Raw genomic sequence first — 14,407 nt, 5'->3', positions numbered from 1 at the left:
CGTCTCACCGGTCCGCCTCCAGCGGGTCGAGCACCGCCGCGCACTCCAGCAGCATCGCGTGCACGAAGGCCTGGGGCAGGTTGCCGCGCAGCTGGCGCTCGGTGACGTCGAACTCCTCGGTGAACAGGCCCGGCGGGCCGCACGCCGAGCGGGCCCGATCGAACAGGTGCCGGGCGGTCAGGGCGTCGCCCTGCTGGTGGCAGGCCAGCGACGCGGCGAAGTTGCAGAGCAGAAAGGCGCCCTCGGACGTGCCCAGTGGGCGGTCGTCGGGCCGGAAGCGGTAGGCGTAGCCCTGTCGGGTGAGGTCGGACAGGTAGGTCTCGAGGGTGCGCCGGCTCCGGGGGTCGCCGGGCGGCAGCGCACCGCGCAGCGAGGGCAGGAGCAGGGCGCCGTCGTGGTGGGGATCGCCCGGGGCCCGCTGCCACCGCCCGTCGGGATGGGTGGCGTGCTCCGCGGTGTGGGCCAGCAGCCGGTCGGCGAGGGCCGACCACCGGCCCGCCGTCCCCGCCTGGGCCGGGCCGACGGCGTCGGCGATCTCACGCAGTCCGGCGACGCAGCTCAGGCGGCTGTGGGTCCAGTCGCGGTCGTCCAGTTCCCAGATACCCGCGTCGGGCTCGGTCCACCGGTCCTCGATCGCCGCGGCGGCGACCTGCACCGCACGCCACCCGTCGGCGTCGAGGCGGTCGTGTCGCGCGGCCGCGGCGAAGAGGGTCAGCAGCTCGCCGAAGGCGTCGAGCTGGAACTGGGCCCCGGCCCGGTTGCCGACCCGGCGGCCTCCGCCCGGGTAGCCGGGGACGTCCAGATCGCGCTCACCCGGGACGGCGCCCCCGTCGACCGTGTAGCAGGGGGCCAGGTGGGGGCCGTCGTCGAGCAGCCGCGCGCCGAGGAACGCGACGGCGTCGTCGAGCAGGTCGTGCACGCCCGCGATCGCCGCGGCGCGACCCGCGAAGCACTGGTCGCGGACCCACGTGTACCGGTAGTCGTAGTTGCCCGCGCCGCCGAGCCGTTCCGGCAGGCTCGTGGTCGCGGCGCCGACCATGCCCCCGCTCGAGGTCGTGAGGCCCCGCATCACGCACGCGGCGTGGGCGGCGTCCCGCGGTGCCGCACCGATCCGCGGCGGCGTGGTCTCGCGCCAGCGCGTCTCGGTGCGGTGCCAGGCATGGTCCGGGTCCGGCGCGGGACACCGTGGTTCCTCCCGGGCGAGCTCGAGGACCAGGTCGTGATGGCTGCCGGGCGGTACCTGCAGGGCCAGTTCGAGGCGGAGCGCCCCGTCCCGGTCGACGACGGTCGCCTCCGGGGCCCCGGTCCAGCGCAGGTGCAGCGCCCCGACGCGGCCGCTCCAACAGCCGTCGTCACCCCGCCGCAGCTCGCGCAGCCCCTCCACGCCGAACTCCGCCCGCGGGTCGAGCACGACCCGCACCGAGGCGGGGACGTCCTCGGTGAGGACCCGGCGCAGCAGCACCAGCCGGTCGACCTCGCCGGGGAAGGCGAGGGCCTCGCGGCACTCGAAGTTCCCGGAGTCGGTGGCCCAGCGGTTGCGCCAGACGAGCGTGGCGTCCTCGTAGTGGCCACCCCACACGAACCGCCCGGTCGGCGTGATCGCGTAGTGGCCGGGCGCCCCCATCAGCGACCCGAACACCGCGGGCGAGTCCCAGCGCGGTGCGCACATCCACACGATGTCCCCTCGCGGGCCCACCAGCGCGCCCCGCTCGCCGTCGGCGAGCACCGCGTACTCGCGCAGGACGTGGGGTGACGTGTCGGCGTCGTGCGTCATCGATCCTCCCGTCACGTGATCCGGAACCGTTCCCCGGGATCCACGGTCGTCCCGCCCGCCAGCGGCTTCGGCACGGTCGTGCCGCGACGTCCGGATCGGCCCCGGGAACGTCAGGGGACCGACAGTTCCGGACCCCCTCGCCTCCCGCCGGGCGCGGCAAGCTGGTCGACGAGGAGCGCTGCCTGTCGAGCACACGGCCGGGCCGCGCGCACCGCTCCTGCCAGAGGACACCGAGAGGAAGGCCATGTCCCGTCGCCGGTCGGCCCTGCGCGCCGTGATGGACCACGACCCGATCGACCCGTCGTCCGTCGTCGACGACGCCACGCCGCCGTGGGCGTGCCCAGATCGGCCCGACGCCGATCCGTTGGGGTGCCTGGTCGAGGCCCTCGATCCCCCCGCCTCGGGCCCGCGGGGCGAACGGGCACCGGACGCGTGGGTCGCGGCGCTCCTCGCGGGAGCGGTGGACGCGACGCCCGGCGCGGACCTGGGCAGCGTGACCGAGTTCGGCACCGAGCAGGCGCGGACCTGGGCGGCCACGCTGCCGGTGGCCGAAGAGCTCGACCACCGTGGCGCGGCCTGGGACGAGGGGCCCGGCGCCGACGCGCGGGGCCGGCGGACGCCGCCCGGCACCGTCTCGATCACGGCGATCGACGAGACGGCGGCCCGGCGCTGGCCGCGGTGGTCGGCGCGGGCCCGGGTGGCGGGCGTCGGGGCCACGCTGACCGTGGTGCTGCCCGGTGGACCGCGCAAGCGCCCGGTGGTCCTCGCGCTCCACGGTCCGGAGGTGTCGTCGTTCGGGCAGCCCTCCGCGCTCGTCGCCCGCACGTTCGCGGGGCCGCTCGCGGTCGCCGTGCAGGCCGCCTCGCGCGTCTCGGGCCTCGAGCGCGCGCTGGGGTCCCGCGACGTCATCGGCCAGGCCAAGGGCGTGCTCATGGCACGCCACGGGCTGGACGACCGCGCGGCGTTCGAGCAGCTGGTCGACATCTCCCAGCGCAGCAACGTCCGGCTCGCCGACGTGGCGGCCCGGCTCGTCGCCGGGCCGGAGGCGGGGTCGCACCAGGCCGGACAGCACCTCCCCGGCGGCGACAGCAACCGCTGACCGCTCACGGGGTGGGAGACACCCGAGGAGGAGCCGGATGGTGGTCCACCTGCCGGACCCTGTCGTGCGTGGGCGCGCCGTCGTCGGCGGCGCGCTGGAGGCCGCGATGCGGGCCCGCGTCGAGGGGGAGGTGCGCTTCGACGCGGGCACCCGCGCGGCGTACTCGACGGACGCGTCGAACTACCGCGAGGTACCCCTCGGCGTCGTCGTCCCGCGCGGGGTCGACGACGCCGTGGCCGCGATCTCGGTCTGCCACGAGTACGGGGCCCCGGTGCTCTCCCGGGGCGGGGGCACCAACCTCGCGGGCAGCACCACCACCACGGCGGTGGTGATCGACTGGACCAAGTACTGCCACCGTCTCCGTGGACCCCCGGCGGGGCCCTCGTCGGCGGCGTGCCCGCCGGGGATGGGATCAGCGCGGCCGAGCAGATCGGCATGGCCAGCGGGTTGGGTGCGGTCGTGACCCTGCTCGCCGGTCTGGCGGTCGGCCGGTTCTCCGTGCGCTCGACCGCCAGACGCGCAAGCCTTCGGGTCTGGGGGAGCGGTGCAGGCTCCCTGCTCCCGCGGTCGTCGGCCCATCGTCAGGCGATCGTATGGCGACGGGTGACGGGCGGGGCCGCCCCGCGGGAAAGCCGGGACCCGTGACGACGAGCAACACACGACAGAGCACGACGGCAACGAGCATGACCCTGCACCTCGGACGCGACGAGCTGGTGATCCGGCGGCGGTACGAGGCGCTGAGCATCGTCAACGACATCCTCATCGGCCTCTGGTTCACCATCGGCAGCTTCCTGTTCTTCTCGGAATCGACCACCACGGCGGGGACCTGGCTCTTCGTGGTCGGGAGCATCGAGCTCCTGATCCGGCCGCTGATCCGGATGACCCGCGTGGTGCACCTGCGCCGGCGCACCGGCGCCACGACGGGCGAGGCGATCGCGCACGAGTCCGGCCAGGACTTCTGAGTCCCGGGGACGAGGGGGTGAGCGCAGGGGACGACCTGGCGCGGCGTCCCCCGGCACCCCCGGCACCCGCGCCGCCGCGGGCGGCACCGACGACGACGCGAGGCGCGCCCGGTGGCCGTTCCTGGCGATGCTCGGGACGCCGGCGTTCGGCACCACCTTCGCGATCACGGCGATCAGCACCTACCTGCCCACGCTGCTCGGCGTGGAGTCGGGACCGCTCGTGACCGGCGCCGTGATCGCCGGGGAGGGGGCGGCGGGACTCCTGCTGCCGATCGTCGTCGGTGTCCTGAACGATCGCCGGAGCCGGGTCGTGGCCGACCGGATGCGGTTCGTCCTGCTGGCCGTGCCGCTCTGCCTGGCCGGGCTCCTGCTGGTGGCCACCGACCTCGACACGGTCGTCATCATCTGCGGGGCCGCCGCCTACTTCGTCGGGCACTTCGCCTACCTCACTCCCTACGAGGCCCTCTACCCCGACCTCGTGCCCGACCGCGTCAGCGGGCGCTCGCGGACCGCGGCCTCCTCGTGGCGGTTCGCCGGGCTGGGCGCGGCACTGATCGGCGGCGGATTCCTGATCGACCTCTGGGCCCCCGCCGTGTTCCTGGTCGCCGCCGCGGCCGTCGCCGCGGGCACCGCGACGCTCCTGCGGGTGCTGTGGTCGCGCCGCGACATGACGCTCCCCGGCGCGGGTGGCTCCGGGGCCGGCGCCCTGCGGGCGGTGGGCCGGGTCGTCCGGGACCGCGAGGTGTCGCGGATCCTCCTCGCCACCCTGCTGTGGAACCTCGCGCTCCAGGGCCTCAAGGCCTTCGTGGTGCTCTTCTTCACCGTGGGCCTCGGACGCAGCGCGAGCTTCGTCTCCGGCGTGGTCTTCCCCCTCGTGGCCCTCGGCCTCGTGGCGGCGATACCGCTGGCCGGGCGGGCGGCGGACCGGTACGGGGACCGGCCGGTTCTTGCGGCTGCCTCGGCCGTCTACGGCGCCGGCCTGCTCGGCGCCGGCCTCACCCACAGCTGGTGGATGATCCTGCTCGTCCCCGTGCCCGCCGCGGCCGCGGGCACCGTGATGACGGTGAACTACTCGGCGCTCATGCGGGTCCTGCCCGACGAGCACCACGGGGCCGCCTCCGGGCTCTTCCTGCTCAGCCGGGGCCTCGGGTGCCTGGTCGGGCCGCTCGCGGTCGGGGTCGCGGTCTCCCTCGCGGCTCCCGCCTTTCCCGCCTCCCAGGGCTACGACGCCATGTGGTTCGTCATCGGGCCCGCCGTGCTGGCGGCGGTCCCGCTGCTCCTGTGGCCGTCGCGCCGCCGGTCTGCCTCCTGACCGGCCCCGGCCGACGCGGTCACAGCCGTCGTCAGCGGGTCGCAAGATGGTCGGCCGCTCCCACGGGCAGACCCCGTACGACCACCGACCGCGCCCCGCCCGGTCGGCGCGGGCCCTGGGGCTCCGGACACCTGTGACACCGTGCGTGGAGGTACTCCCGATGACCGACGACGATCAGTCCTCGAGCGTGGCGACGGCGCCGCCCTCTCGACGCGAGGATCGGCGTGACCGCGACCGGCGGTTCACCGGACCCGCCGCTCCCGGTGCATCGGGCCGCACGAGCCGGTGGGGCCCGGCCTGGGTCGGTGCCCTGGTCGCGGGACCCGTGTTCGTGGTGCTCCAGCTGCTGTTCATCGCGTTCGGCTGGATCGGGTTCGGGGTCCGCGGCGTCGGCACCGGTGCGGCGGCGAGCATCGTCAGCGCCCTGCTCGCGATCATCGCGCTCTTCCTCGGCGGGCTCGCCGGGGGAGCGGCGTCCCCGGCCCGCGACATCTCGGTCGACACCACGGTGCAGGGGGCGATGACGTGGGCGCTGACCGCGGGCGGGCTCCTCGGGCTGGGGCTGTTCGGTGGCGGTGCCGTCGCCGGGAACCTCGGGGCCCTGAGCGGGCTCGTCCTGGCGACCGGTCCACCGTGGTCCGCCGCCGACCCGGCCGTCGTCTTCCGGGTCGTCGAGGCCGTCCGGGCCGGCGCCGGATGGGCCGCTCTCTGGCTCGGCGTCGCCTTCCTCGCCGCCGTGGTCGGCACCGGCCTCGGTGCCGGCCTCACCGCCGGCGCAGGGCGCACCACCCCGGGCTGAACACCGTGGTCACCGAGCCCGGGCGGGCAGCGTGGGTGGTGCGGTCTCCGCGGGGTGGGGCGTCGTCGTGGCGGGCTCCTGGGTGACGGTGGGCGGCACGAGTGGCGCGCTCGCGGGGATGACCTCCGGGACACCCTCGGCGGTGACCCCGCATCCGGCCACGACGGTGGCGGCGAGCACGAGCACGACCGCGGACACCCAGCGCCGGCTCACGACGCCACCTCCCGCAGCGCCACGACGAAGCGGGCGCCACCCGCCGGACGATCCTCGATCCACACCCGGCCCCCGTGTCCCTCCACGTGCTGGGCGACGAGCGCGAGACCGAGGCCGGTGCCACCGGTGTCCCCACCGTCCCGGCCCGTCCGTGCGCCCCGGGCGAAGCGCTCGAAGACACGCTGCCGCAGCTCGGCCGGCACGCCGGGACCGGCGTCGTCGACCTCGATCACGGCGTGCCCGTCCCGACGCAGGACGCCCAGCCGCACGACGCCGCCGCCGTGGTGCCGGGCGTTCTGGCACAGGTTGGCCAGGACCTGGTCCAGGCGTCGCCGGTCCGCCATGACCAGGGGCGCCGGCGTCGCGACGTCGATCCGCGCCCCGGCGACGAGATGGTCGGGCACGTTCTGGACGATGCCGGCCAGGTCGACGGGTTCGAGGTCCTGGCTGTGCGGAGCCTGGATACCGCGCGAGATCTCGAGCAGGTCCTCGACCATGCGGTGGAAGCGCCGCACGTCGGCGGTGAGCAGGTCGACCGCCCGGCGCGCGGCGTCGGGCAGCTCCTCGCGCCGGCGGTGCAGCACCTCCCCGGCGTTGATCATGGTGGTGAGCGGGGTGCGCAGCTCGTGGCTGACGTCGCCGGCGAACCGCGCGTCCCGTCGCACCCGTTCGGCGAGCGCGTCGGCGGTGGCGTTGAACCGCGCGGCGAGCGGGGCGAGGTCGGCCTCGTGCCGGACCGGGAGCCGCGCGGCGAGGTCTCCCTCGGCCATCCGACCCGCGGCGTCGGTGAGCTCGGTCAGTGGCAGCAGTGCGCGGCGAGCCGTCCACCAGCCGAGCAGCACCCCGAGCAGCCCCGCCAGGACCGTGCCCGCCACCAGCACCGCCGACACGAAGCGCAGCGTGCGATCGAGCTCGGTCAGCGGCGCGAGACGGACGAAGACGTCCCCGGTCGCGCCGACGGGCATCGCGACGGCGAGGACCGGGGTCCCTCCGAGGACGACGCGTTGTCGCGACGTGGTGCCGGCGGCCGCGAGGTCGACGAGGGCCGCCGGGACCATCGCGGGATCGACCTCCCGGCCGGCGGTCGTCCAGCGTCCGCCGCTGCGGAGCAGCACGGCGGTACCCGGCTCGCCGGTGAGCCCGACGAGCAGGGTCGGCAGTTCGTCCGAGCCGCGCCGGAGGCTGTCCGCCACGAGCCGGCCGTCGACCGTGGCCTGGGTGGTCGCACCACGCTCCCGCTGCTCGAGCATGTAGCTCGAGGCCAGTTGCCAGGTGGTGACCGCCAGCAGCCCGGCGATCGCGGTGCTCACGAGGCCGAAGGCGAGCGCGACGCGCCACCGCAGTGACACCGTCCGCCACGAGCGGGTCAGGCGCTCACTCATGGACCCGTGCGGTAGCCGGAGCCTCGCACGGTCAGCACCAGGGTCGGCTCGTCCGGGTCGGGTTCGATCTTGCGGCGCAGCCGGCGGACGTGGACGTCGAGCAGCCGGGTGTCGCCGAAGTAGTCGTATCCCCAGACCCGTTGCAGCAGATGCTCCCGGGTCACCACGTCCCCCCGCGCCGCGGCCAGCTCCGCGAGCAACCGGAACTCGGTGTGCGTGAGGTGGACCTGCTGCCCGGCGCGCTCCACCACCTCGCGACTGCGATGGATCACCACGTCCCCGAGCGTGACATCGGACGTCGACCCGCCGTCGTCGGCGTCGCCGGACGGGCGACGCCGACGACGCAGGAGGGCCCGGATGCGTGCCGAGAGCTCCCCGGCGATCAGTGGCTTGGTGACGTAGTCGTCGGCCCCGGCCTCCAGCCCGGCGATGACGTCGGCGGTGTCGGAGCGCGCGGTGGCGATGATGATGGGCAGGTCGCCGCGGGAGCGCAGCGTCGAGCAGACCTCGATCCCGTCGATGCCGGGCAGCATGAGGTCGAGCAGGACGACGTCGAGGTCGGGGTCGACGAGCTCGAGCGCCTCCTCCCCGGTGGCGGTCTCCACGATCTCGTAGCCCTCGTCGGCCAGGGCGAGTCCGAGGGCCTGACGGATGCGCTCGTCGTCCTCGACGAGCAGGACACGCGTCGTCATCGCCCACATCCTCCAGCAGCGTCGGTGCGGTGACGGTACTCGTCGTCGTGGCGCACGAAGGGTTCCTGGCACTCCGACGGCGTCGTCGTCAGGTGATCGTCAGGTGACTCCCTGGCCTCCCTGACGATCTGCAGGCCGGGGCGCCGTCGAGTGACGATCTGCTCGAGGAGCTACCGCCGGAAGTCCACCTCGTCCAGCCGGGTCTGGACGCTCCGTCCGCTCTCCCAGGCGTTCGCGCCCGGCTCCACGTCGGGCATCGGGATGTCGGCCCGGTACTCCCGCTTGTGCGACGTGGACACGCCCAGCCGCCGATCGCGCTGCTCGATCATCGTGTCGTCGGCCTGCCCGTCGGCGGTGAAGCCCATCATCAGTTGCGGCACGCCGTACGGGAAGTCGTCCCGGTCGTACTGCCAGGAGTGGAAGGTCTTGCCGTAGGTCGTCACCAGGTCGGAGACGTAGGCGTGCTCGGCCCTCTCGGGGATGCCCGGAGCGACCAGGGAGCCGGACTTCACCTCGTAGTGGTGGCTGTGCCACAGCCGCTTCTCGTCCTCGGGCAGCTCCCGGAACCGCTCGCGGCTGACGATGTACTCGATCCCGATCAGGCGGGCGTCCGACGCGTTGCGATCGAAGATCACGCACTGGTGCAGGTCGTGCCGCAGGTGGATGCAGAAGTGTGAGGCCTCGACCTGCCGGCCCATGTCGTCGGCGTACATGTGGAAGCCGTTGAGGAAGGTGCTCATGGCGTCGATGGGGTGCTGAGGCTGCATGGCCCCTGCCGCGACGTCGAGGACGCGGTGCTTGAGGGGATGCCCCTGACCGACGCGGGCGGCCGCCGTCGCCTTGCGTCCGACCAGGAGGCCGGCCGCGGCAGTGGCCCCGGCGGCGACGCCGACACCGACCGACGCGACGAGCCTCCGACCGGCGCCGTCTCGACGACGTGCTCCTTCGTGTGTGTCGCTCATGGGTCGGACTTCCCGGGCGTCGTGACGACGGAAACGCGTGGCCGGCTCGATCCCGGTGCTCCCGTCCCGACGTGCGCAGGTCGGGAAGGACCCCGAGCCAGGGGTCGGCCATCCGCTCGACGTAGGTGGGGGACTGGCTGCCGTTGACCCCCTCGCTGGTGCGCCACTACGGTCGTGATCGAGAGACAGGACGGTCTCTCTCAGTCCGTTCCGCCCGTCGGGCGGGTGGTCCCGGTTCGATGGGATCCGTCTCGAAGGAGAGATGCATGCACGGCTTCGATCCGCGCGCGACGACCGGAATCCCGACCGAGCCGGTCGGCTCGATGCCCCGGCCGCAGAGACTGCAGGACGCCTACGCGGCCTACGACGAGGGCAGGATCGACAAGGCGGCTCTGGAGGCCGAGCAGGACGCCGCGGTGCAGGACACCCTCGACCGCTACGCGAAGACCGATTCGCCGATCATCTCCGACGGTGAGCAGCGGTGGTCGTCGTTCGCGACCTATCCGATCACCGACACCCTCGCCGGCACCGGGCTGGCGCCGAGTCTGGGCCCGGGGGGCCAGTTCTTCGCGATCTTCGCCGACGGGCACGGCCGCCAGCTCCCGAAGCTGGTCAAGGGGCCCTTCGAGTACAGCCACTACGCGGTCGAGACGCTGCGCAAGTCGCTGCCGCTGGCCTCGAAGCCGATGAAGCAGGCCGTCATCTCGCCCTCGATGCTCGCGCTGCTCTACCCGCTCAAGGAGCCGGTGGAGGGTTACTCGCGCGAGGACTTCGAGGCCAAGCTGATCGACGAGTGCGAGCGGGACATCCGCCAGTGCTTCGACGCGGGCGCCGCGCGGGTCTCGGTGGACTTCACGGAGGGCCGTCTGGCCACCCGGGAGGACCCCCGCAACCCCTGGACCGGGGCCGGCCTGCTGCCCCACTTCATCGAGCTGATCAACGGCGTCATGGCCCGCTTCAGTGCCGAGGAGCGCGCGGACATCGGCGTCCACACCTGCCCGGGTGGCGACCGGGACTCGGTGCACTCCGCCGACGTGCCCTACAACAACCTGCTGCCCGAGATGTTCAAGATCAACGCGGGCTACTTCCTCATCCAGCTCGCCAGCGAGCGCGACAAGGACCCGGTGTACGAGGCGATCGGGCAGAACCTGCGCACCGACGCCGACGGCGTGACGCAGATGGCCTACCTCGGCGTGATCAACCCCGGCAACCCGCGGGTGGAGAGCGCCCAGGAGGTCAGTGAAAGGCTCCAGCGCGCCGCGAACTTCATCGCCAAGGAGCAGATCGGGGCCACCGACGACTGCGGCTTCTCCCCGTTCTCCATCGACGAGAAGCCCAACCACGGGTCGCCGGACTTCGCCCGCGACATCGCGTTCCAGAAGATCGAGAACCGGGTCGCGGGCACCCGGATGGCCGCCGAGAAGCTGGGCGTGTCATAGGACTGCACTTCCGGTCCGGCCGCTGCGACGAACCGCCGGGCCGGGAACTGTTCGTCGAGATGATCGCACTGCTCGACGCCCAGTACCCGGCCCGCGCGGTCCGGCCCGGCTCGACCACCGAGCCCGACGAGATGGCGCCACCGCACGGCTGCTTCCTGGTGGGTTTCCTCGACGAGCGTCCCGTCGCCGTCGGCGGGCTGCGGCGCCTCGACGACGAGGTCTGCGAGATCAAGCGGATGTACGTCGTCCCCGACGCCCGCTCGGCGGGTGTCGGACGGGCACTGCTCCTCGCCCTCGAGGACGCCGGCCACGAGCTCGGTTACCAGCGCGTGCGGGTCGACGCCGGAGTCCACCAGACCCACAGCATCGGTCTCTTCGAGCGCACCGGCTACCGGCGGATACCGCCCTACAACGCCAACTACATCGCCGTCTACTTCGGGGAGAAGTCCCTGACCTGATCGGGGCCGGCGGCGAGGCCGTGGGACGCCAGCAGGAGCACGCCGAGCTCTCGCGCCGCGGCGGCCGCGCGGCGATCACCCTCGTGCGCCGCCATGATCGAACCCTTCATCAGGATGTGCCACTGCCGGGCGAAGTCCTCCGGGCCGTCGATCCCCGCCTCGACGGCCAGGTCGCCCAGGTAGCTCCGGATGCGCGCGAGGTGTCCGATCGCGGCGCGGAAGACCACGTCGTCCGGGTCGTTGACCTCCATCATCGTGGTCAGGAACGAGCAACCCTCGAAGTCCTCGCGGGCGAACCACTCGTCGAACAGATCGAAGATCGCGAGGAGCCGCTCGGCCGGTCGGCGCCCACGCTGGCTGCTCTCGTGGATCAGCCACTGCTCGGTCCACAACCGCTCGCGACGGGCCAGGAACGACACGATCAGATCGTTCTTGGTCGGGAAGTTCCGGTAGAACGTCATCTTCGCGGTGCCGGCCCGGGCGACCACCGCGTCGACACCGACGTCGCGGACGCCGTGGCGGGCGAACAGCTCGTACGCCGCGTCGCTGATCCGGTCCCGACCGCTGCGCGACTGCGAGGCGCCCGACGCCTCGCCCTCTGTTGTCACCTTCGCTCCCACGGCCGACGACCCGTCCGAGTCTAGGTCGGCCGGGCGTCTCCTCGAACGTGCAGGAGGCCGTGGGCCGCGCACCGTGCGCAACACCACAGCCCGAGAGACCAGCACGAACGCGGTGTCACGCGGTGTCTCCGGCGCCGTGGGCGTCGAGTCCGGCCGGTAGGCCGAAGGCCGCGAAGATCTCGGGATCCTGGAACACCGAGTTCCGGCTGATGCCGCGGTCCGTGACGGTGAAGACCTGGAGCGTGTGCAGCTCGTAGGCGTCACCGACGCGCCGGTAGGCGGCGAACCCGGACTGGCCGTTGGCCGCGACAGCCCTGAGGACCCAGTCCCGGCCGGCCTGCTCGAAGACCCACTCCATGAAGACGCCGTAGTTGTCGGGGCCGGCGAACCAGTTGAGCATCGGCGGCATCTCCATGACGACGTCCTCGGTGAGCAACTGCTTCAGGCCGTCGACGTCGGCGTTCGCGAACGCCTGCATGTAGCGCTCCACCCACGCGCGCTGCTCCGCAGCGGACGGCTCGCGGAGACCGTCGGGCTCGGCCTCGACCTCCTTCACCCGGGCGCGCGCCCGCTGCAGGGAGCTGTTCACCGACACCACGGTGGTGCCGAGGACGTCGGCGGCCTCGGCGGCGGTGAAGCCCAGCACGTCACGCAGGATCAGTGCACCGCGCTGACGGGCCGACAGGTGTTGCAGGGCGGCGGCGAACGCCAGCCGCAGGCTGCTGCGGTCGATCACGGACCCGAGCGGGTCGCCCGCCGCCAGCGAGGAGTCCGGTAGGGGCTGGAGCCACGACGCGCTCTCTCCCGGCCGGAACGGCGCGAGCGGCTCGGAGGCGGTCACCAGTCCCGACGGCAACGGCCGGCGACCGCGTCCCTCGAGGGCGGTCAGGCAGGCGTTCGTCGCGATCCGGTAGAGCCACGTGCGCAGCGAGCTGCGGGTCTCGTCGTACCGCTCCCGTGCCCGCCAGGCCCGCAGGTACGTCTCCTGCACCAGGTCCTCGGCGTCCTGCGGCGAGCCGAGCATGCGGTAGCAGTACGCCAACAGCTCCGGACGGAACGGCTCGACCGACCGATCGAAGCCCTCGACCCTCGTCACCACCCCGCGGCTCCTCCTCGCGCCCTCACGTCACCGATGCGTCGTCCGGCAGGCCCCCTACGGCTCCGGGGTCCGTGCGGGACTGTTGTGGTAGGCGGCGATCAGCCACCGACCGTCGCGCTTCTCGAGCACCCAGGTGTTGTTCACCTTCGCCGCGTCAGGGACCTCGGTCTGGCTGCCGAAGAGGATGCCGGACTCGCTGACGACGATCGCCGCGTCCCTGCCGACGAACCGCATGCCGAGCTTCTTGTTGTAGGTCGACGTGTCCTTGAGCGGTCCCGCGAACGCCCGGGCCATGTTCTCGCGGATCACCTCACGGCTCCCGCGGAGCGAGCCGGGCATGATGGCCGTCGCGTCCTCGGTGTAGTCGGCCACCATGCCGTCGGCGTCCCCCGCCGACCACGCCCGGTACGAGTCGGCCATGACGGCCTCGATGGCGGCTTCGTCCTCCGGTCGGCTGTCCGACACGTGATCATCTCCTCCAGACCCTGTCCGCCCGGTCGGTCCGGGGAACGCACCCGGTACATACCGCCGCGGCCGCCGGGATTCATCGCGCCGGCGGACAGGGATTCGGGGCGTCCCGCCGGCCGGACTCCGATGCGTCCCGCCGACGGGTCCGGGCTGCGACGATCGCGGCATGACCACGTTCGTCCTGAGGCTGGAAGGTCCCCGGCCGACCTTCGCGCTCGACATGACCGACGAGGAACGCGAGGTCATGGCCCGCCACGCCGCCCACTGGCAGCCGTACCTCGACTCGGGTCGGATGGTGGTGTTCGGGCCCGTCCTCGACGAGACCGGTTCGTTCGGGCTCGGCGTCGTCGACGGGGTCGACGAGGCGGAGCTCCGGGCCTTCGCGGCTGCCGACCCGGCGGTCACCTCGGGAACCGCGCGCCTGCTGATCGGCACGATGCTCGCCGGGTTCGTCCGGCCCGCCTAGCCCCGGGCTGGGTGCCAGCACTCATCGCGTCGGCGTGCTGGCACAGCAGAGATCGCCGCCAGGTCCTCCTAGGTTCGGGAGCACGGCCGACCCCCCCGGCCACCCCGAGCAGGGAGGAACGTCGCCGATGAGCAGCCCGAGCCCGTCCGGATCGTTCGACGGCCCCGCAACGTCGGCGACGGCGTCCTCACCCCGGCCGTCGCGTCCGCCCGAGGTGACCAGGTCGGTGGGGTGGTGGCTGGCGGCCGTCGTCCTGCACGTGGTCTCCCTGATCGCCGTGTACGTCTCCGTCGCGTCGATCACGGGGCGGACCCCCACCGGAGCGCTGTTCGGCGCGCCCCACATCGGGTTCGTCGTCGTCTCCGCGGTCGTCGCCGCCGCGCTGGTGGTGGCGATGCGCAACGGCCGCAACGGGGCCCGCATCACGCTCACCGTCCTCGGCGGCCTGAGTGTCGTCGGCACCGTCGTCGGGCTGGTCTTCGCCCTGGCCGTCCCCACGCCGCGCGGGGCGACGGTCACCCTGGGCGGGCCGGTCGGGGTCGTCGTCGACCTCGCGCAGACGGTCTGCATCGTCGTCGCGATCGTGCTGATGTACCGCCCCCACGCGAACGCCTACTTCGGGCGGGCGCGGCACTGACCTCCGCGTCGGGTTCGCCGGGCCA

The 14,407-nt window shown here is 73.3% G+C and carries 17 protein-coding genes; 9 read left to right on the top strand and 8 right to left on the bottom strand.

What is annotated here, in order from left to right; genetic code table 11:
- Positions 1–4: 4 nt before the first annotated feature.
- The gene (locus tag ABD994_RS12220) at positions 5–1,774 is read right to left on the bottom strand and encodes a glycoside hydrolase family 15 protein (protein ID WP_345414576.1); all 1,770 of its coding nucleotides are present in this window, start codon (positions 1,772–1,774) and stop codon (positions 5–7) included.
- A gap of 244 nt (positions 1,775–2,018) precedes the next feature.
- Here ABD994_RS12220 and ABD994_RS12215 point away from each other — a divergent pair, with 244 nt between their 5' ends.
- The 5 genes from ABD994_RS12215 (at position 2,019) to ABD994_RS12195 (ending at position 5,946) form a co-directional block, all read left to right on the top strand.
- A complete protein-coding gene (locus ABD994_RS12215) occupies positions 2,019–2,873 on the top strand; it encodes an ANTAR domain-containing protein (RefSeq protein ID WP_345414574.1) in 855 nt (284 codons plus the stop codon).
- 37 nt (positions 2,874–2,910) lie between these two features.
- Complete coding sequence (locus ABD994_RS12210) at positions 2,911–3,336, top strand: FAD-binding oxidoreductase (protein ID WP_345414572.1); 426 nt, start codon at positions 2,911–2,913, stop codon at positions 3,334–3,336.
- A 220-nt stretch (positions 3,337–3,556) separates the two neighbouring features.
- Complete coding sequence (locus tag ABD994_RS12205; RefSeq protein WP_345414570.1) at positions 3,557–3,835, top strand: YrhK family protein; 279 nt, start codon at positions 3,557–3,559, stop codon at positions 3,833–3,835.
- A 127-nt stretch (positions 3,836–3,962) separates the two neighbouring features.
- Positions 3,963–5,147 carry an MFS transporter gene (locus ABD994_RS12200; protein WP_345414568.1) on the top strand — a complete coding sequence of 395 codons (1,185 nt, stop codon included), beginning with the start codon at positions 3,963–3,965 and terminating at the stop codon, positions 5,145–5,147.
- A gap of 160 nt (positions 5,148–5,307) precedes the next feature.
- A complete protein-coding gene (locus ABD994_RS12195) occupies positions 5,308–5,946 on the top strand; it encodes a hypothetical protein (RefSeq protein ID WP_345414565.1) in 639 nt (212 codons plus the stop codon).
- 9 nt (positions 5,947–5,955) lie between these two features.
- On the opposite strand, the gene ABD994_RS12190 is transcribed toward ABD994_RS12195, so the two are convergent.
- From ABD994_RS12190 to ABD994_RS12175, 4 genes are all read right to left on the bottom strand, one after another.
- Positions 5,956–6,159: a hypothetical protein gene (locus ABD994_RS12190; RefSeq protein ID WP_345414563.1), complete on the bottom strand. Its 204-nt coding sequence runs from the start codon at positions 6,157–6,159 to the stop codon at positions 5,956–5,958.
- Positions 6,156–7,541 (bottom strand): ATP-binding protein, encoded by a 1,386-nt coding sequence (locus ABD994_RS12185; protein ID WP_345414561.1) that lies wholly within the window; start codon positions 7,539–7,541, stop codon positions 6,156–6,158. Before ABD994_RS12185 ends, ABD994_RS12190 begins: the two co-directional genes overlap by 4 nt.
- Positions 7,538–8,233: a response regulator gene (locus ABD994_RS12180; RefSeq protein ID WP_345414558.1), complete on the bottom strand. Its 696-nt coding sequence runs from the start codon at positions 8,231–8,233 to the stop codon at positions 7,538–7,540. The genes ABD994_RS12185 and ABD994_RS12180 overlap by 4 nt, the downstream gene beginning before the upstream one ends.
- Before the next feature lie 170 nt (positions 8,234–8,403).
- Positions 8,404–9,000 carry an OBAP family protein gene (locus tag ABD994_RS12175; RefSeq protein WP_345414658.1) on the bottom strand — a complete coding sequence of 199 codons (597 nt, stop codon included), beginning with the start codon at positions 8,998–9,000 and terminating at the stop codon, positions 8,404–8,406.
- Between the two features lie 461 nt (positions 9,001–9,461).
- Between ABD994_RS12175 and ABD994_RS12170 the strand changes: the two genes are divergently transcribed.
- Positions 9,462–10,634 carry a uroporphyrinogen decarboxylase/cobalamine-independent methonine synthase family protein gene (locus tag ABD994_RS12170; RefSeq protein ID WP_345414555.1) on the top strand — a complete coding sequence of 391 codons (1,173 nt, stop codon included), beginning with the start codon at positions 9,462–9,464 and terminating at the stop codon, positions 10,632–10,634.
- Between the two features lie 59 nt (positions 10,635–10,693).
- A complete protein-coding gene (locus ABD994_RS12165) occupies positions 10,694–11,092 on the top strand; it encodes a GNAT family N-acetyltransferase (RefSeq protein WP_345414553.1) in 399 nt (132 codons plus the stop codon).
- Here ABD994_RS12165 and ABD994_RS12160 read toward each other — a convergent pair.
- From ABD994_RS12160 to ABD994_RS12150, 3 genes are all read right to left on the bottom strand, one after another.
- Positions 11,065–11,700: a TetR/AcrR family transcriptional regulator gene (locus ABD994_RS12160; protein ID WP_345414550.1), complete on the bottom strand. Its 636-nt coding sequence runs from the start codon at positions 11,698–11,700 to the stop codon at positions 11,065–11,067. The genes ABD994_RS12165 and ABD994_RS12160 overlap by 28 nt on opposite strands.
- Before the next feature lie 127 nt (positions 11,701–11,827).
- Complete coding sequence (locus ABD994_RS12155; RefSeq protein ID WP_345414548.1) at positions 11,828–12,808, bottom strand: sigma-70 family RNA polymerase sigma factor; 981 nt, start codon at positions 12,806–12,808, stop codon at positions 11,828–11,830.
- Between the two features lie 57 nt (positions 12,809–12,865).
- Positions 12,866–13,276, bottom strand: a complete 411-nt coding sequence (locus tag ABD994_RS12150) for an SgcJ/EcaC family oxidoreductase (protein WP_345414546.1) — start codon at positions 13,274–13,276, stop codon at positions 12,866–12,868.
- 169 nt (positions 13,277–13,445) lie between these two features.
- Here ABD994_RS12150 and ABD994_RS12145 point away from each other — a divergent pair, with 169 nt between their 5' ends.
- Together ABD994_RS12145 and ABD994_RS12140 are read left to right on the top strand one after the other, a co-directional pair.
- The gene (locus ABD994_RS12145; RefSeq protein WP_345414543.1) at positions 13,446–13,745 is read left to right on the top strand and encodes a YciI family protein; all 300 of its coding nucleotides are present in this window, start codon (positions 13,446–13,448) and stop codon (positions 13,743–13,745) included.
- A 214-nt stretch (positions 13,746–13,959) separates the two neighbouring features.
- On the top strand, positions 13,960–14,382 hold the full coding sequence (locus ABD994_RS12140; RefSeq protein ID WP_345414541.1) for a hypothetical protein: 423 nt from the start codon (positions 13,960–13,962) through the stop codon (positions 14,380–14,382).
- Positions 14,383–14,407 lie beyond the last annotated feature (25 nt).

It is taken from the genome of Actinomycetospora chlora, assembly GCF_039542135.1.
In the GTDB taxonomy this organism is placed as follows: domain Bacteria; phylum Actinomycetota; class Actinomycetes; order Mycobacteriales; family Pseudonocardiaceae; genus Actinomycetospora; species Actinomycetospora chlora.
The sequence above is the reverse complement of the archived record's forward strand: the minus strand, read 5'-3'. Positions and strand labels throughout refer to the sequence as shown.